Annotated in this window: 18 protein-coding genes and 2 pseudogenes; 6 read left to right on the top strand and 14 right to left on the bottom strand. The window is 64.3% G+C overall.

What is annotated here, in order from left to right:
- Positions 1 to 6 precede the first annotated feature (6 nt).
- Together KIH78_RS01415 and KIH78_RS01410 are read left to right on the top strand one after the other, a co-directional pair.
- Positions 7 to 720, top strand: a complete 714-nt coding sequence (locus tag KIH78_RS01415) for a GNAT family N-acetyltransferase (protein ID WP_236034323.1) — start codon at positions 7 to 9, stop codon at positions 718 to 720.
- A 9-nt stretch (positions 721 to 729) separates the two neighbouring features.
- A pseudogene (locus KIH78_RS01410) lies at positions 730 to 1,047 on the top strand (two pore domain potassium channel family protein); the annotation flags it as partial.
- 192 nt (positions 1,048 to 1,239) lie between these two features.
- Here the strand turns inward: KIH78_RS01410 and KIH78_RS01405 are convergent.
- On the bottom strand, positions 1,240 to 1,764 hold the full coding sequence (locus KIH78_RS01405; protein WP_219130919.1) for an NAD(P)H-dependent oxidoreductase: 525 nt from the start codon (positions 1,762 to 1,764) through the stop codon (positions 1,240 to 1,242).
- A gap of 413 nt (positions 1,765 to 2,177) precedes the next feature.
- On the opposite strand from KIH78_RS01405, the gene KIH78_RS01400 reads away from it, so the two are divergent.
- The gene (locus KIH78_RS01400; protein WP_219130918.1) at positions 2,178 to 3,605 is read left to right on the top strand and encodes an MFS transporter; all 1,428 of its coding nucleotides are present in this window, start codon (positions 2,178 to 2,180) and stop codon (positions 3,603 to 3,605) included.
- An 82-nt stretch (positions 3,606 to 3,687) separates the two neighbouring features.
- On the opposite strand, the gene KIH78_RS01395 is transcribed toward KIH78_RS01400, so the two are convergent.
- The 4 genes and pseudogenes from KIH78_RS01395 to KIH78_RS10845 all read right to left on the bottom strand — a co-directional run.
- On the bottom strand, positions 3,688 to 4,212 hold the full coding sequence (locus tag KIH78_RS01395) for an NAD(P)H-dependent oxidoreductase (RefSeq protein WP_219130917.1): 525 nt from the start codon (positions 4,210 to 4,212) through the stop codon (positions 3,688 to 3,690).
- Positions 4,213 to 4,283: 71 nt separating this feature from the next.
- Entirely contained in the window at positions 4,284 to 5,663 is a 1,380-nt protein-coding gene (locus tag KIH78_RS01390) for an ATP-binding protein (RefSeq protein ID WP_219130916.1), read from the bottom strand.
- Positions 5,664 to 5,819: 156 nt separating this feature from the next.
- Positions 5,820 to 6,095, bottom strand: a complete 276-nt coding sequence (locus tag KIH78_RS10730) for an SDR family oxidoreductase (protein ID WP_219130915.1) — start codon at positions 6,093 to 6,095, stop codon at positions 5,820 to 5,822.
- 61 nt (positions 6,096 to 6,156) lie between these two features.
- Positions 6,157 to 6,576 (bottom strand): annotated as a pseudogene (locus KIH78_RS10845) (SDR family NAD(P)-dependent oxidoreductase); the annotation flags it as partial.
- An 11-nt stretch (positions 6,577 to 6,587) separates the two neighbouring features.
- On the opposite strand from KIH78_RS10845, the gene KIH78_RS01375 reads away from it, so the two are divergent.
- The gene (locus tag KIH78_RS01375) at positions 6,588 to 6,947 is read left to right on the top strand and encodes a cupin domain-containing protein (protein ID WP_219130914.1); all 360 of its coding nucleotides are present in this window, start codon (positions 6,588 to 6,590) and stop codon (positions 6,945 to 6,947) included.
- A 22-nt stretch (positions 6,948 to 6,969) separates the two neighbouring features.
- Here the strand turns inward: KIH78_RS01375 and KIH78_RS01370 are convergent, their stop codons facing one another.
- Complete coding sequence (locus KIH78_RS01370; protein WP_219130913.1) at positions 6,970 to 7,407, bottom strand: GNAT family N-acetyltransferase; 438 nt, start codon at positions 7,405 to 7,407, stop codon at positions 6,970 to 6,972.
- 182 nt (positions 7,408 to 7,589) lie between these two features.
- On the opposite strand from KIH78_RS01370, the gene KIH78_RS01365 reads away from it, so the two are divergent.
- On the top strand, positions 7,590 to 8,069 hold the full coding sequence (locus KIH78_RS01365) for a flavodoxin (RefSeq protein WP_219130912.1): 480 nt from the start codon (positions 7,590 to 7,592) through the stop codon (positions 8,067 to 8,069).
- 5 nt (positions 8,070 to 8,074) lie between these two features.
- Here the strand turns inward: KIH78_RS01365 and KIH78_RS01360 are convergent, their stop codons facing one another.
- The 5 genes from KIH78_RS01360 to KIH78_RS01340 all read right to left on the bottom strand — a co-directional run bounded on the left by KIH78_RS01360 (position 8,075) and on the right by KIH78_RS01340 (position 11,453).
- On the bottom strand, positions 8,075 to 9,223 hold the full coding sequence (locus KIH78_RS01360; protein ID WP_219130911.1) for a type II toxin-antitoxin system HipA family toxin: 1,149 nt from the start codon (positions 9,221 to 9,223) through the stop codon (positions 8,075 to 8,077).
- Entirely contained in the window at positions 9,220 to 9,525 is a 306-nt protein-coding gene (locus tag KIH78_RS01355) for a helix-turn-helix domain-containing protein (protein ID WP_236034322.1), read from the bottom strand. Before KIH78_RS01355 ends, KIH78_RS01360 begins: the two co-directional genes overlap by 4 nt.
- A 105-nt stretch (positions 9,526 to 9,630) precedes the next feature.
- Positions 9,631 to 9,855: a hypothetical protein gene (locus KIH78_RS01350; protein WP_219130910.1), complete on the bottom strand. Its 225-nt coding sequence runs from the start codon at positions 9,853 to 9,855 to the stop codon at positions 9,631 to 9,633.
- A complete protein-coding gene (locus tag KIH78_RS01345; RefSeq protein WP_219130909.1) occupies positions 9,852 to 10,436 on the bottom strand; it encodes a sugar O-acetyltransferase in 585 nt (194 codons plus the stop codon). The genes KIH78_RS01350 and KIH78_RS01345 overlap by 4 nt, the downstream gene beginning before the upstream one ends.
- 108 nt (positions 10,437 to 10,544) lie before the next feature.
- The gene (locus KIH78_RS01340; protein ID WP_219131006.1) at positions 10,545 to 11,453 is read right to left on the bottom strand and encodes a hypothetical protein; all 909 of its coding nucleotides are present in this window, start codon (positions 11,451 to 11,453) and stop codon (positions 10,545 to 10,547) included.
- A gap of 107 nt (positions 11,454 to 11,560) precedes the next feature.
- Between KIH78_RS01340 and KIH78_RS01335 the strand changes: the two genes are divergently transcribed.
- Complete coding sequence (locus KIH78_RS01335; protein ID WP_219130908.1) at positions 11,561 to 11,959, top strand: cupin domain-containing protein; 399 nt, start codon at positions 11,561 to 11,563, stop codon at positions 11,957 to 11,959.
- A gap of 47 nt (positions 11,960 to 12,006) precedes the next feature.
- Here the strand turns inward: KIH78_RS01335 and KIH78_RS01330 are convergent, their stop codons facing one another.
- The 3 genes from KIH78_RS01330 to KIH78_RS01320 all read right to left on the bottom strand — a co-directional run bounded on the left by KIH78_RS01330 (position 12,007) and on the right by KIH78_RS01320 (position 15,121).
- Complete coding sequence (locus KIH78_RS01330) at positions 12,007 to 12,867, bottom strand: LysR family transcriptional regulator (protein ID WP_219130907.1); 861 nt, start codon at positions 12,865 to 12,867, stop codon at positions 12,007 to 12,009.
- Positions 12,868 to 12,974: 107 nt separating this feature from the next.
- Positions 12,975 to 14,363 (bottom strand): MDR family MFS transporter, encoded by a 1,389-nt coding sequence (locus KIH78_RS01325; RefSeq protein WP_219130906.1) that lies wholly within the window; start codon positions 14,361 to 14,363, stop codon positions 12,975 to 12,977.
- Positions 14,364 to 14,521: 158 nt separating this feature from the next.
- Entirely contained in the window at positions 14,522 to 15,121 is a 600-nt protein-coding gene (locus tag KIH78_RS01320; RefSeq protein ID WP_219130905.1) for a TetR/AcrR family transcriptional regulator, read from the bottom strand.
- Between the last annotated feature and the right edge of the window lie 148 nt (positions 15,122 to 15,269).

Below are 15,269 nucleotides of genomic sequence, written 5' to 3'. Positions count from 1 at the left end.
ATGCGTATGGATGATCCTGCGGACCGTATGACTCCCGCGGCTCCCGTGCCCCCAAGCGTCGGCGTGACGTTGCGGCCGCTGCGACGCGACGACCACCCGGCGCTCATCGCGATGATGCGACGCATGTGGTACGCTGACCCCGCGATGGGCGACGACTGCGCGCGCCGGCTTGCGACCATCGACCTGCATCACGGACTGTCCTGCTCGACCATCGCGACCGTCGCCGTATACGGCGGCAGGGTCGTGGGCATGATCCTGGCATGCGTCGACGCGAAGGCGTCGCTCCTGCGATCCACGCCGTTCAACCGGCACGTCCGCCGCGTGATACGCGAATCGTTGCCGCTGCCGTTCACGGCGGACGGCAGGCGCGGCATCCGCGACGCGCTCGACCTGATCGCCGTAGACAGGCGGCTGATGCGCGGGCTCGGAAAACGCTACGACGCGGAAGTGGTGCTGTTCCTCGTCGACGGGCGGATGCGCGGCAAGGGAGTGGGACGCCTGCTGTTCGACCACGCGATCGGACGATTCCACGCGCAAGGCGCACGCCGGTACTTCCTGTTCACCGACACCACATGCGATGCGGGCTTCTACGACCATCGCGGCCTGACCCGCATCCGCGAGGAACGACGGGAACACCCCGACGGCACCGCCGACGCGTACTACCTCTACGAAGACGAGGTGCGGGAACCACGGAGTGGCGGACACCACCCCGGCCGGTAGAATCGTCGCATGAGGCTCAAGGCATGGAAGCGATGGACGGAATGGCCGCTGATGGCGCTATCCGTCATGTTCCTCATCGCCTACTCGTGGGAGATCCTCGCCGGCACGCACATCCTCCTGTGCGAGACCGTCATCAACGCGATCTGGATCATGTTCGTCATCGACTACGCCGTCTCGCTATGGCTCGCCGAAGACCGGTGGCGATGGTTCACGCGCAACCTGTTCGCCCTCGCGACCATCGCCCTGCCCATGCTCAGACCGCTGCGCCTGCTGCGTCTGCTCACCGTGCTCCACGTGCTCAACCGCACCTCCGGCATGGCGGTGCGCGAGCTCACCGCGGCTGTCGCCGCCCTGCGCGAGGAGCTCGCGTCGCGCGACCGGTAGATGCGTCACGGCCAAACGGCGGCGCGATGGTCCGTCGTGGCCCGGGGATTGGGAACGGCGGACCCTCGACGCGAAACGGCTCTCATGGGCGGACCATGAGAGCCGTTCTTTGCTGCGGAACCGATTGAATGGGAATTACTTGGTCAGGAAAGCCTTGTAGTCCTCGACGGCCTTGGCGAGCGCCTCGTCAGTGATGCCGAAGGAGGCGAAGGTGACGAACGGCTTGACCCACGTGGCGTTGATGTGGTTGGCCGTGCCTTCGAACGGGACGAGCACCTGGTCGATGGTGAACTTGTTGTCGCCTTCCGGCTGGTACTTCGACTCCGGCGAGCCGGTGGAGACGGCGACGGCGAACTCCTTGCCCTCGAACGCATGGCCTTCGGAGCCGTACGCCCAGCCGTGCTCGAGCACCTCGTCCTCCCACTCCTTGAGCAGAGCGGGGGAGGAGAACCAGTAGAGCGGGAACTGGAACACGACGCGGTCGGCGGCCTCGACCGCCGCCTGCTCGGCCTTGACGTCGATGCGGCCGTCCGGGTAGAGCGCGTACTCGTCGCGCACGGTCACGTTGTCCAGTCCTTCGGCGGCCTCGGCGAGCGCCTTGTTGACGTGGGACTGGCCGTTCAGGGACGGGTGGAACACGAGCACCAGCGTCTTCTTCATAGTGTTGTCTCCTTGCTGTATGGTCCGGTTCGCTTCGATATGGAATATCTCGAAACGAGTGATTTTGTCGTTCGATACCATCGTCGCAGAAGATGCGCCGTCTTGTCGTCGACTACGTTCTCGGCGAACAGCGAGCAGCGAACAGCGGGCGGCGGTTCGCCTTGGCCGTCACGTCCATCCCGAGGTCTACAGTCGAGCCCCATGTGTTCGTATTGCATGATGACGATGGCGCGTTTCGCGTCCAAGCCCGCGATCTGACGGGGAAGGGGACCCGATGCGGGGTCCCGGCGTACCTGTGAGCGGGTACGCCCATTTCGTCGTATGTACATCGATGCCGCGCAATCATACGGATGGTGGGCGTGTCCGTCCATCCTTCCCGGCGCGTGCGAATGGAAACAGGAACACATATACCCATGTCTCAGAATATTTCGGAAACCCATGCCGGAACCGTTCCCGTCGCCCCAGTGGACGGCGTGACCGCCGCCACCGATGCGACGTCCGATCCGCGCGAACGCGGGTGGGTGCGCCGCGCCTTGCTGCTGCTCACCGGTCAGGCGTTCTCACTGCTCGGGTCCAGCGTCGTCCAGTTCGCCATCTGGTGGTGGATCGTGCTGCAGACCCGCACCGGCTCGGCCATGCTGTTGGCCACCCTGTTCGGTGTGCTGCCGCAGGCGCTCGTCTCCGTCTTCGGTGGGCCGATGGCCGACCGCTACAACCGCAAGGCCCTGATCGTCCTGCCCGACCTCGTCATCGCGGCCGTCACCGTGGTGCTGTCCGTCGCGTTCGCGACCGGCTGGGCGAGCCTGTCGCTGATCTTCGTGGTGCTGCTTGTCCGCTCGGCCGGAGCCGGCATACAGGAGCCGGCCGTGCAGTCGTTCATCCCGGACGTCGTTCCGGAGAAGGGGCTTCTGCGCATCAACTCGATATTCGGCGTCATCGGTTCGGCGAACCGTATCGCGGCGCCGGCGATCGCCGCCGTGCTCGTCAATGTGGCGCCATTGTGGTCGATCCTCCTGGTCGACGTGACGACCGCGGTCATCGGCGTCGGCTTCGTCGCGCTGATCCGCGTGCCGGCGAAATCCAAGGCCACGGCGGGCGAGGCCGGAACGGAAGCCGACGCGACCGCGGCCCCGCCGACGGAACCGCTGCTGCTCGCCGTGCTGCGACGCACGTTCGCCGACCTCAAGGCCGGCTTCGTCTACACGATGCGCCACCCGTACCTCAAGGGCGCCGTGCTGGGTGATGCGCTCACCTGCCTCATGTCGGTCGCGCCGATGAACCTGACGCTGCTGCTCATGACGCGCGAGTACGAGGGCATCGACTTGAACCTCGGATTCGTGAACCTCACGACCGCTTCGGACAAGCTCGCCGCCAACGAGCTGGGGTTGAGCGTCGGCATGCTGCTCGGCGGCGCGCTTATGTCCGCGATCGGGCCCAGGCTGCTGAACGGCGCGTTGGCCCAGATGCGTGCGATCGCATTCGGCATCGCCATGGTCGGCATCACCGTCGTCGGCCTCGGCGTCGCACCGAACCTGCTCGTCTATCTGGTCATCGACGTTGTCAACGGCGTCGCCTCCGCCGTCTGCGTCGGCCCGATGCGTACGGTCATGCAGTCCGAGTCCGACGAGTCGATGACCGGTCGCGTCTTCGGCCTCGACACGATGCTCTCCACGCTCGGCATGCCGTTGGGCATGCTCGTGTTCGCGCCGCTCGCCGACGTGATTCCGATCGTCTGGGTGTTCGTCGCCGGCGGCCTGCTCACCCTTCCTGTCGCCTGGTACGTGCTCGCGTTGTCACGTAGGACGTTTCCGGAAAGCGGTGATCCGTCAACGAACGGATGATAACGTGCGCCCGCTCATCGGATATCGGTCCGGCCGGCGGGCGCACGCGTCGCCGCCGTCATCGGGTCGGGGACGCGTGCGGCTATTCGGCGAGTAGCGCCTCTTGATACCGCCGTCCGGCTTCGGCCAACGCCTCGTCGGAGAGCTCCATCGATTCGAAGACGACGAACGGCTTCAGCCAGACGGCGTGCGTGTAGCGGGCCATCATCCGGTATGGGGAGAGCACCTCGCGCATCGTGGCGCCGTCGTCCTCCTCCACGTATTCGGATTCCGGGCCGCCGGCGGTGGTGGCGACCATGATCTGCTTGCCCTTGAGCGCCTCGCTGCCCGGGCCGTACGCCCAGCCGAATTCCAGCACCTTGTCCTCCCATTCCTTGAGCAGGGCGGGGGAGGAGTACCAGTACATCGGGAATTGGAGCACGATGCGGTCATGCGTTTCGACGAGCTCCTGTTCGGCCTTGACGTCGATATGGCCGTCCGGGTAGAGCGCGTATTCGTCGCGTACAGTGACGTTGTCGGCGGGACAGCGCCGTGCGGCCGACGCCAGTGCGGCGTTCGCGCGGGAACGGCTCAGATCGGGGTGGAATACGAGAATCAGGGTCTTCATTCGGGCCGGTCTCCTTCCATGGAGTTGATGCGTTGGGGCCGGATGGCCGATATTCCAATATGCGGTACAGCCTACTCCCGTCCCTGCTGCAGGAACCACCGCCACGCGGGAATCACCTCGATGGTTCCGGACGGCACCGCGACACGGCCCTCCTCATTGAGTGAGATCAGCGTGCCGTGATCCAATCCCGTATTCTCCATCGCGGCGGCGAGGTTGCCGATTTCGCTGCGGAATTTGTCCCGGAGGCTCGTCGATGCGAAATCGTCGATTCGAGTGGTGTCGATGCCGGTTTCGACGGCGACCTGAATGAGCTGGTACGGCTCGCCGGCGGCGATATCCCCGATGACGAAATCCACTTCCGGACAGTTCCCCGCCGAATATGTGGCGATGGTGTTGGTGCGGTTGTCACCGTATCGCCTTTTAAGTTCCACGAATACCGCGGTTTCCAGACGTTGCCCGAGATCGAGGTGATTCGCCGGGGCGACGGCCAGTGAAAGTCCCGGGTCGACGGCGTACACTTTATTTGCGGCTTTTGGATTGTCCTTGATCGCGAATGTGAAATCCCCTATTTTGAACAGCAGATGGGCGTCCTCGAAATCATCGAGCAGGTCGTAGAGTTTGCCTCCAGAGACGGGTACCTGCATGCCTCGTAATGATTTGATCTGCGCATTGACGGAGAATTTCAGTCCAGTGGAACGCAGCGCGTTGCGGGAGAATCGCGTGGCCACGCGCAGGGATGTGGCGCCGAACCGTTCCAGCACATCCTTGATGACGATTTCATCCGCATGCCCTTGCAGCAGACGCATGCGGTCGAGCAGGGGCATGGCCTGCACGGCGGGGAAGCCTCCGATACTCAGATAGTCGTCGAATGCGTTCTGCAGGGGCCTGCGTGTGTCTGCGGGGTATTCGCCGGCGGTCGCCGTCGTGGATGTGCCGTGGAACCGGCAGTATTCCTCGAAGCTCAGCGGCCACATCTCCCGTGACAACGAGCGGCCGCGCAGGTTGGTGGGGATATCGGAGGAGAGCAGTTTCGACGACGAACCGGTAAGCACGATGGTGACGTTATGTTGTTCGGCGACGCGTCGGATGAAGTTCGCCCAGTACGGCGCCTCCTGAATCTCGTCGAACAGCAGGTAGCAGCCGCTCAAGGCTTCCGGGACCATACGATAGTACGTATCCAGCAAATCGGTGAGCGTATGGTCCGTGAACGGCATGATGCGCTCGTCGTCGAACGAGAAATGGAACAGGTGGGTGCGCGGTACGCCGGAGGCGAGGAGGCGGTCCATCAGTTGGTACATGGCGTAGGTTTTGCCGCATCGGCGTACTCCGATGATGGTGTATATCACGTTGTTGCGCGCCGGTTCGGGGACGTCAAGCGCCGCACTGTCCCTTGGGATGTATTCGGGGACCTCGAAGTCGAGATATTCGGCGATCAGAGAGGAAAACGACATGATGCTCCCGTCTTCATGCGCGATGCATGAGAATGAACGACCAATCTTCGTTTGTATTCAATGAAGATTGTATCAAATCTTCACTCTATCCAAATGAAGATTGGCTAATATCTTCACTTAGAGAGAGTGAAGATGATGCCTGCCATCCTCTGCCTGTCACCACGGCAAGGGTCTGCCGTCGCGGAAGAAGCCGCCGGTCGGGCCGTCGTCGGGCAGCGTCGCCGCCCGCGTCACGCTCTTGGCACTCACCTCGACCGGGCGTCCGAACATGCCCGAGCCGTACGTGTCGGTGATGTCCGGGCAGATCGCGTTGACGAGGATGTGGTCGGCGGCGAGCTCCTTCGCAGTCTTGATGGTGAGTCCGTTGAGCGCGAGCTTGGAGATGCCGTAGCCGGAAGCGGGGGATGCCCATCGAGCCGTGCAGGAACCCATACTGCGGGTCGCCGTAGGATCCGGCGCCGCTGGAGACGTTGACGATGCGGCCATGCGCCGATTTGCGCAGCAGCGGGATGAACTTCTGCGTGACGATCCACGTGCCGATGACGTTCGTGTCGAGCACGGCGCGCATCTCGGCGATGTCCTGCTGTTCGACGGACGCGCCGGCGCGCATGGATGCCGCGTTGTTGATGAGCACGTTGAGCCTGCCGAACCGGCGGTAGACCTCCGCGGCGGCCGCGGCGACGGAGCGTTCGTCGGTGGTGTCCATCACCGCGTGATCGGCGGAGATGCCCTGATCGTTGAGTTCCTGCGTGAGCTGGGCGAGTTCGGGGCGGCGCGCCGACGATAACGCCCGGTGAGGGAGCGGATACGCTTGGAGGATGTGTGCGGCAACGGATTGGTCGCCGCACGATAAACGATCGTAAGACCGCGTCGGTGCGGGCGTCGTCGCGGCGCCGTCACCGACGGTGAGCATGAAGGAGCCCGATGATGGACGAACAGGCGAACAATGCGAACGAAACCCAACCGTCTGCGGTGATGGAGTTCATCGGCGACCTGCAGCCGCTGATCGAGGTGCAGCTTGAGGCGACCGTCTCGCGCACCGTGATGCAGGTGGAGGGCGCCAACGTGGTGCTTTTCTCCTTCGACAAGGGGCAGGAGCTCAGCGAACACACCGCCGCCATGCCGGTGCTCGTGCAGTGCCTCGAAGGCCACCTCAAGGTGACCGGCGGCGGCAGGACCGTGGATCTCGTGCCGGGAGGCATACTGCACTTCCCGACCCGATTGCCGCATGCGGTGTACGCTCAGGAGGCATCCAAGATGATGCTCATCATGATGCGGCGTTGATTCCAGCGGTCACCGCCGGCCGTCACGCCCGCCACATCATGCCGATGTGGGGGATGCCGTCTTCGAGGAACTCGTCCGAGACCTGCGTGAAGCCGAGCTTCTCGTACAATCCGCGCGCGTACGTCTGCGCCTCGATATGCACGGCGTCCGCATGCATGCTCTCCCGCGCCACCCGAAGTCCCTCGCGCACGATACGCGTACCGAGTCCCTGATGGCGCCGCGTCGCCAGCACGCGGCCGATCGAGACCTCCGGGAACGTGACGCCCGGGTCGATTACGCGGCAATAGGCGGCGATGCCGTCCTCATCATGGAGGAACACGTGCCAGCAATGCCGGTCCACCTCATCCACCTCCTGATAGGCGCACCGCTGCTCCACCACGAACACCGCCACGCGCACCCGGTAGATCTCGTAGAGTTCCGCCGCGCTCAATTCCTCGAACCGTTTCACCGTCAACTGCATACGCGCCATCGTATAGGCCGGCCGGGAACGCGAACCCCATGCCCGCGACGCATGGCAGGACATCGAACGACACTATTGGTCATCCCAGTGTGGTCGCGGTGTAATACGGAATAGGGCCACGGGCCTTTCATGTTCGAGGCCCGTGGAGCGCGGACATAGTCCTCAGAGGGAAAGGAACCATCATGGGCAAGCGCATGCTCGTCACCTATTTCTCCGCCACCGGCACCACGCGCGGCGTGGCTGAACGCCTCGCGCACGCCATCGGCGCGGACCTGAAGGAGATTCGACCGGCCCAGCCGTACACGGCCGCCGACGTCGACTGGCGTGACGCCTCCAGCCGTTCCAGCGTGGAGCACGCGCATCGCGACATGCGCCCGGCGCTCGTCGGGCCGATCGACGTGAAGCCCTACGACGTGGTGTTCGTCAGCTACCCGCTGTGGTGGGAGACCGCGCCGCGCGTGGTGCGCACGTTCCTCGAAAGCGAGGACTGGGCGGGCAAGACCATCGTGACGTTCGCCACGTCCGGTTCCAGCACGCGCGGCGCCGACGGCGTGCAGCTGCATGATTCAGCGCCAACCGCGCACTGGGTGCCGGGTCGCCGCATCGCCGCCTCCGAAAGCGAGGCCAAACTCGCCAAGTGGGTCGACGGATTGAATCTGTAATTGGATCAGTCGCGCACGGTGAATCCGGCGTCGGCGATGCGCTCCCGCATGTCCTTGGCGATGGACAGGCAGCGGGCGCGCGGGATGCCGGCCTTGACACCGATGCCGGCCAGGTCGGCGAGCGTGATGCCCCGTCCCTTGCCGTTGACCGCCGTGGTGTGTTCGCCGTTGATGCCGGGGTTCTCGGTCAGATCGTAGGCGGGGGAGAGCCGCCAGACGGAGTGCTCCCGGTCGTAGAGGTAGGAGAAGTTCTTCGCGTGGTCGTCACGGTTGCCGATGAACACGTTGAAGCACATGAGCCGGTACATGTGTTCGCATTCCTCGGCGCTGTCGGTCATGCGCATGGTCAGCCGCATGAGCAGCCCATAGTCGAGATTGGCGATGCGGTGCGAGGTTTCCAACAGTCCGCCGGCGGACACCATATGCACTTTGCGGATGTCGCCATTCGGCTGCCGCATGCGGTCGAACCGCTTGGTTCCGAAATATCCGGAGCAACGGTTCGATGGGAGCAATCGGGTTTCCGGCATGGTGATACCGCACTCCCGCGCAAGACATGAGATGCGGTATTCGGTCTCCCCGACGTCGGGTGGATCCACGGATGAGGGGAACTTGACGATCCAATCCTCGCCATCGATCGTGGTGAGGATCTTCGGGCGGGCGCCGCCGGAAGACCCTCCGAGGGCGAACAACCGGTCGAGGTCGTCCGAGAAATCGGTGTTCAGCAGATGCAGGCACTCCTGTGCGAGCGCGTCAAGGTCGAGCGAGCCGGTGCTCTCGTCGTCAATCGTCGTCACAGGCGCGTATTCCAATGCGCCCATGCCGCTCATGCCCACAATCGACAGACGGGGCAACGGGCCGACCGTATACGGGTCGATGCCGTGACGGCTCAGCATCCGGTCGGTGAGCAAACGGCCCCAGCCGTCGGGCCTGCTGTCGTCGAAGACTCCGAACATGCCGTTCAGCGGATCGCGTTTCGCGATGAACACGCCTTCCCGCAGCGGCAGGCTCAACGGGCTGATGGAGAATCCATGCGCCAGCCACGTCCGATCGTAGGCGAACGCCAGAGTATGGTTCGGGGACATGGTGAGTGTGCCGACCGATTCCCCGGCGTATATGACTCGAATCCGGTCAAGATCCGGCAATGGATTGGTCATGCGCGGCCTCCGTTCCGTCGTGCGGCTGCGGTGACATCGTCGATGGTCGCGTAATACGGCTGCACGAACAACGCGTCGAAATCCCGCTCGCAATGCAATGCGAAGGCGATGTTCACCAACGAGCCGAAGGAGATCTCATGCGATTGCTCGAACCGCCTGATCGACCCCAGACTCACGCCGGATTTCTCCGCCAATACGGCCTGCGTCATGCCGTGCTCCTTGCGCCGTCTGACCATACGATCGGCGACGCCGGCCATCACGTCGCCCGGCATAGGCTCATCCAACAAATCAAACATACTCATATATTAGCAATAATTGTTAAAAAATGCCATATTTACTACTATATGAGTAGTATTTACACATGTATCTGTGCCGGTCAACCGAATCGCAGGCCACTCTGCTGCCCGTCAGTGGTTGGTGAGGGCCTCCTGCGTGGGCTGGTAGCGGGCGCCCTCGATGGTGATGGAGTCGAGCGTGCGGTCGATGTCGGCGGAGTTCGTCGGGCGTGAACGTGACGGCTGTGCCGCCCAGGTTCTGGCGCAGACGGTCCACGTGCTTCGTGCCGGGGATCGGCGCGATCCACGGCTTTTGCTCGAGCAGCCAACAGTCTGCCGCGTCGCGGCGTCCGTCACACGTGTCCGATGACCTTGGCCGGCACCCCGGCGACGATCGCACCCGCCGGCACATCATGCGTGACGACCGCGCCGGCCCCGATGATCGCGTCGTCGCCGACCATCACATCCTGCAGCACGATCGCACCCGCGCCGATCCACACGTGTTCGCCGATGCGGATCGGCTTCGAGACGGTCACCGCCCGCCGCATCGGGTCGCGCATGTGGTTGATGGTGATGAGCTGCACGTTCGGCCCCAGGAACGAGCCGTCGCCGATCGAGATGCCGCCGCGGTCCATCAACGTGCACCCCCAGTTGACGAACACGTCCTGGCCGATTTCGATGTTCCGGCCGAAATCCGTGTAGAACGGCGGATTGAGACGGAACGACGCATCCACCGGATGGCCCACGATACGTTCGAACATCGCGTGGACCTCGCCTGCCTCGCGATAACCGCCCGTATTGAGCTCGACGCACAGCCGTTTCGTCTTGGCGATGATTGCACCGATGGCGGCGTACTCCGGTTCGGCGGGGTCGACGGGCTCGCCGCCACGGTCGCGGGCGAGGATGTCGGTCGTAGGTTCGGCCATGGTGGCGCTCATGATTGCGGTCCTTTCCGAAAGTAGGTCCCATTGAACCGCGGTCGGAAAGAACCATCCAATAGTGTCGTTCGATACGCCGCCATGCCCGTCGGCTATACGGGCCGCACGTCACGCAATGAACCGCAGATACGTGCGGTCATCGAACGATTCCAGCCCCGCCGTGAATCCCTTCGTGCTCCGATACTCGTGCACAAGCCCCGGATCCTCACGACGCAGACGCGCCAACTTCGCCTCCGACCCGGCCAACGTGGAACGCAACAGAGGATACCCATCCGACGCAAGCACCACCTCGGCACCCGGTTGCACCGGCACGATGCGAATCGGATACTCCGGATCGGTGAACCCATCGAACACGAAATACCCATACTCGCCACGACGATTCGCGAACTCCGACTGCAACCGCAGGAACGGCATGATCAGGTCGCGTGCCGGATCGCCGGAGCCGACGACTCGGGAGGAACGTGCGGAACCATCCGCCGTCACGGTCTCCGGATCGTCGGGGCATCGCGCCTCCGCATCCTCCCGCAGCCGCAACGCCTGCGCGGCGAACGAACGCAGCTCCCCGAGCAACTCGTCCACGCGCTTCAACGTCGGCGTCTGCACCCCGTTCACCATGACCTGACAATCACCGAACAGCCACACCTCACGCCGAAACGCGCTGTAGATGACGGCGTTCGCCTGAAGACGCTCCCACGGTTCCATCTCGAACACGCGCGAAGGCACATCGTCCGAGGGCATGTCGCCATGCACGGCCGCGAACCGCGCATACTCATCACGCAGCCGGCCATCAAGCGCCCGCTGCGCCTCGCGCATCGAAGCCTCACCGGGCAGACCCGCGATAGCGCTCGCCAGCAGGTCCTTCGCGACCACGCCGCCGCTCGGCTTCCACAGGTGCCGCAGACTCTTGCCGGTCACGCCGTCCACCACGGCGGCGTAATCCTTCGTGACGACGAGACCGTCCTCGTTCAACGACTGGTCTGCATGCTTGCCCCGGCAGAACCGTTCGATGATGCGCATGCTTCAAACCATACGCCTGAGGCATGGATGCGTATGGGGCGACGCTATTGGCGCGAACGCGACGACGGTCGTGTAATGGATACCGACAACGACAGGAAGGAAACATCATGGAGAACCCGAGCGCTTTCCCGATGGGGGAGCCGAACGATGCCTACGCGCAGTACTTCGAGGGACAAAGCTACCTTGCGCCGCTCGCCGGCGACGATCAGGTCAACGTCGCGAACGTGACGTTCGAACCGGGCTGCACGAACCACTGGCACATCCATCACGGCGTGTGCCAGATCCTGCTCGCCGTGGGCGGGCGCGGCTACTACCAGATCGAAGGCCAGGAGCCCGTGGAGCTCAAGCCCGGCGACGTGGCCTACATCCCGCCGGACACCAAGCACTGGCACGGCGCCTCCCCGCATGAGGCGTTCGCGCACGTCGCCATCATGCCGAAGAAGGAGGACGCGAGCAACGAGTGGCTCGAACCGGTCGACGAGGAGACGTACCGCAGCCTCGCCTGAGCGCCCGCCGGACGTCCCGGACAGGCGGTGCCGCCGGTCGGACGCCGTCATGCGCGCAGGAACCGGGCGAACGCGCCGGCCGCGGGGGAGGAAACGCCCTGCTTCTTCCATACGAGCACGGAGCTGCTTTCGAATATGGGCGTGAGCGGCACCGCGCGCACGCCCGGATACGAGGCGCCGTAATCGAGGCACAGATACAGGCCCAATCCGTTCGCCGCCATCGCCGCGCCGTTCGCCGGCAGGTTGCATGTGCCTGCGATGACGGCCTGCGGGGCGAGCGAGCCGAACCAGTGCATCACCACGCGCCGCACCGGTTCGCGCGAGGGCAGCAGCAGCGGTTCGCCGACGAGATCCTCCGGCGTCAACGAGTCGCGGGTCTGCAATGGATGCCCGTCAGGCACCATCGCCGCCCAATGGTCGCTGATGCCCGTACGCAGATACTCGTACCGTTCGGTGTCCACCGGGTCGGCGAGCAGACCGAAATCCATGAGCCCCTGTTCGAGCTGGTCCTGGATCACGTCGGCCGTCGTGCTGACCACATGGAACCGCACGGCCGGATGGGCCTTGCGGAATTCGGCCATGCGCCGCGCCAGATACGCCATGCCACCCACCTCGCCGCAGCCGGCCGTGATGTCGCCGGAGAGATCCCCGGCGGAACGTTTCAAGTCGACCTCCGTCTTGTCCGCGAGGGAGACGATGGTCTGCGCGCGGTCGCGCAGCAGACGGCCCTCCCCGGTGAGCGTGATCGCATGCGGCCCGCGTTCGAACAGCGTGACGCCCAGCTCCTCCTCCAGCTGCTTCAACTGGCGCGACAGCGTCGGCTGGGAGATACGCAGCAATTGCGCCGCCCACGTGATGTTGCCCTCCTCGGCCACCGCGAGGAAATACCTGAGCACGCGCAGTTCCATGGTTCCGCCCTTCATATCCGCCGCATGACGATCATCGTCGTTTGTGGTGTCTTCGACTTCTCAGTGTAACTGCGATGCGTGTGCGTTCATCCGCCGCGGCCGCACGCTCACTTCCGGTCGCGCACGAACAGCGACAGCACGAACGCCATGCACGCCACGACGGTCGCCGTGACGAACACCGCGTCCACGCCGTGCGCGAGGCCGGCTGCCGCGGAGCCGGCGACGGATGCGGGACGCGTGTTCGTGGTCATGATGGTGAAGTTGACGGCGATGCCGATCGCCGCGCACGTCTGACGCAGCGTGTTGTTCATCGCCGTGCCGTGCGGCAGCATCGGGCCCGTCAGCTGGTTGAGCGCGGTGGTGGTCAGCGGCATCAGGCAGAACGCGACGCCCGTCATCATCAGCGTGAAGAACACGGCCGGCCACCATGCGGGCGTGTCCGCGTCCATGCGGGAGAGGGCGAACGCGGCGACGGCGACCACGGCGATCGCCGGCGGTGCGATGCGGCGGATGCCCACACGGTCGAACAGACGGCCCGCCACCGGGTTGAACACGCCCTCGGCCACGCCACCGCCCATGAGCAGGAGACCGGACTGCAACGCGGTCATCCCCAGCGAATCCTGGATGAACATGGGCAGGATGTTCATCGTCGAGATGAACGTGACGAACACGAGCACGATGACCAGCATCGATAGGGCGAACATCGGCTTGGCGAACACGCGGAAGTCGAGCATCGGACGCGTCAGATGCAGCTGACGGTGGATGAACGCGCACAGGGCGAGAGCGCCCACGGCGAGCGAACCGAGCGTCTGCGGCGACGTCCATCCCTCCTGTCCGGCGAGGCTGAAGCCGAGCAGCAGGCCGCCGAATCCGAGCGTCGACAGGACGATGGACGGCACGTCGATGGTCGGGTCGGTGCGTGTGGTCACGTTGCGCACGGTCGGAACCGCGGCGGCGAGCACGGCGACGGCGATGACGATCAGCGGCACGAACAGGAAGCGCCACGGCAGGAAATCGATGATGAGACCGGACAGGGTGGGGCCCAAGGCCGGGGCGAACGCGATGACCAGACCGAACCAGCCCATCGCCGCGCCGCGCTTCTCCGGCGGGAACGTGATGAACAGCACGGTCTGCAGGAGCGGCATGAGGATGCCCGCGCCCGTCGCCTGCAGCACACGGCCGGCGAGCAGCGCCCAGAATCCGGGAGCGAACGTGCATACGAGCGTGCCGAACAGGAACATGCCGATCGCGTAGAAGAACAGCTGGCGCGTCGTGAATTTCTGGATGAGGAACGCGGTGACCGGGATCATGATGCCGTTGGTGAGCATGAACCCGGTGCTCAGCCATTGCGCCGTGTTGCTCGTCACCCCGAACTCGCGCATGAGATGCGGCAGGGCGGAGGTCATCAGCGTCTGGTTGAGGATGGCGGTGAAGCTGCCGACCATCATCACGATGATCGGGATGACGGAACGCTTCGACGGCGTGCGTCCGGGCATGACGGAATCCATGGGGTACCTCGAATCTGTCGGAAAACGGATCCGGCTGATTTCGGTCGCCGCCGCGCGTATGGGCATGTGGATGCGCGACGCCGTAGCCCCTGCCGGCGTGACAGCCTCAGTGTACCGTCACGCGGGACATGCGCCCGTCGTTCCCGTCAATGCTCGCGTCCGTCCTTCAGCGAGTTGATGAGCTGGGAGATGACGTCCGGCACCGCGGAGCGTGCCAGCCATTCAATGCTGTCCGGCGTGAGCAGGGTCTGCGCTTTGCCGAGGATGCCGAGCATGCCGCTGGACGCGTATTCCAGCACGATGCGCTGCCCGGGATTCAACCGTGACTCGTCAATGCCGAGTACCGACAGCCAAATGCCGACGACGTAGCTTTTCAGCTGCGAGGCGAGACCCGTCGACCCATGCGGACCCGCGATCAGGGAAAGTCGACGGATGCTGGCGAGTCGCTCCGGCGCGTCCATGAACCTGAGCGCATACTCACGCAATGCGTCGATGTTTTCGTCCTGCCGGATGATGTGCGCGATGAACGCGGTCACGTCCGGTTGCTCGTAGATCGCGGCGATCGCGTCGTCTGCCAGCTCGGGGATGTTGGCGTAGTGATAGTAGAACGCGCTGCGGTTCAATCCGCTTGCGCGCGTGATGTCGCTGATGGTGATCTGCGCGTACGGCTTCTTCTCCAGCAGCGTCCAGAACGCCTCCTGCATCTTCTCCGGCGCCGTCCGTTCGTCGGCCTTCGGTCTGCCCATCTGCGTTCCTCCTCGTTCTTCGTCGTCGACGTTCCATCGGCCCTGACCAAATCGACATCGTATCGGGTTTTCCTGCCGGGCATGCGGCTGAAACTCCACATGATGTGCGTTTATGTGGTTTTCGCAAACCCACATGGTGATGTATTTC

The sequence above is a fragment of the Bifidobacterium saguinibicoloris genome (assembly GCF_019331725.1).
Lineage (GTDB): Bacteria > Actinomycetota > Actinomycetes > Actinomycetales > Bifidobacteriaceae > Bifidobacterium > Bifidobacterium saguinibicoloris.
Note: the sequence above shows the minus strand (reverse complement) of the source record. Positions and strands in the feature narration are given on the sequence as shown.

Bases quoted from the DNA above. Each gene is read 5' to 3' on its own strand.
- KIH78_RS01415 (WP_236034323.1), top strand. From the start codon at position 7: ATGGATGATCCTGCGGACCGTATGACTCCCGCGGCTCCCGTGCCCCCA.
- KIH78_RS01405 (WP_219130919.1), bottom strand. From the start codon at position 1,764: ATGAAGAAGACGCTGGTGCTCGTGTTCCACCCGTCCCTGAACGGCCAG.
- KIH78_RS01400 (WP_219130918.1), top strand. From the start codon at position 2,178: ATGTCTCAGAATATTTCGGAAACCCATGCCGGAACCGTTCCCGTCGCC.
- KIH78_RS01395 (WP_219130917.1), bottom strand. From the start codon at position 4,212: ATGAAGACCCTGATTCTCGTATTCCACCCCGATCTGAGCCGTTCCCGC.
- KIH78_RS01390 (WP_219130916.1), bottom strand. From the start codon at position 5,663: ATGTCGTTTTCCTCTCTGATCGCCGAATATCTCGACTTCGAGGTCCCC.
- KIH78_RS10730 (WP_219130915.1), bottom strand. From the start codon at position 6,095: ATGGGTTCCTGCACGGCTCGATGGGCATCCCCCGCTTCCGGCTACGGC.
- KIH78_RS01375 (WP_219130914.1), top strand. From the start codon at position 6,588: ATGATGGACGAACAGGCGAACAATGCGAACGAAACCCAACCGTCTGCG.
- KIH78_RS01370 (WP_219130913.1), bottom strand. From the start codon at position 7,407: ATGCAGTTGACGGTGAAACGGTTCGAGGAATTGAGCGCGGCGGAACTC.
- KIH78_RS01365 (WP_219130912.1), top strand. From the start codon at position 7,590: ATGGGCAAGCGCATGCTCGTCACCTATTTCTCCGCCACCGGCACCACG.
- KIH78_RS01360 (WP_219130911.1), bottom strand. From the start codon at position 9,223: ATGACCAATCCATTGCCGGATCTTGACCGGATTCGAGTCATATACGCC.
- KIH78_RS01355 (WP_236034322.1), bottom strand. From the start codon at position 9,525: ATGAGTATGTTTGATTTGTTGGATGAGCCTATGCCGGGCGACGTGATG.
- KIH78_RS01345 (WP_219130909.1), bottom strand. From the start codon at position 10,436: ATGAGCGCCACCATGGCCGAACCTACGACCGACATCCTCGCCCGCGAC.
- KIH78_RS01340 (WP_219131006.1), bottom strand. From the start codon at position 11,453: ATGCGCATCATCGAACGGTTCTGCCGGGGCAAGCATGCAGACCAGTCG.
- KIH78_RS01335 (WP_219130908.1), top strand. From the start codon at position 11,561: ATGGAGAACCCGAGCGCTTTCCCGATGGGGGAGCCGAACGATGCCTAC.
- KIH78_RS01330 (WP_219130907.1), bottom strand. From the start codon at position 12,867: ATGGAACTGCGCGTGCTCAGGTATTTCCTCGCGGTGGCCGAGGAGGGC.
- KIH78_RS01325 (WP_219130906.1), bottom strand. From the start codon at position 14,363: ATGCCCGGACGCACGCCGTCGAAGCGTTCCGTCATCCCGATCATCGTG.
- KIH78_RS01320 (WP_219130905.1), bottom strand. From the start codon at position 15,121: ATGGGCAGACCGAAGGCCGACGAACGGACGGCGCCGGAGAAGATGCAG.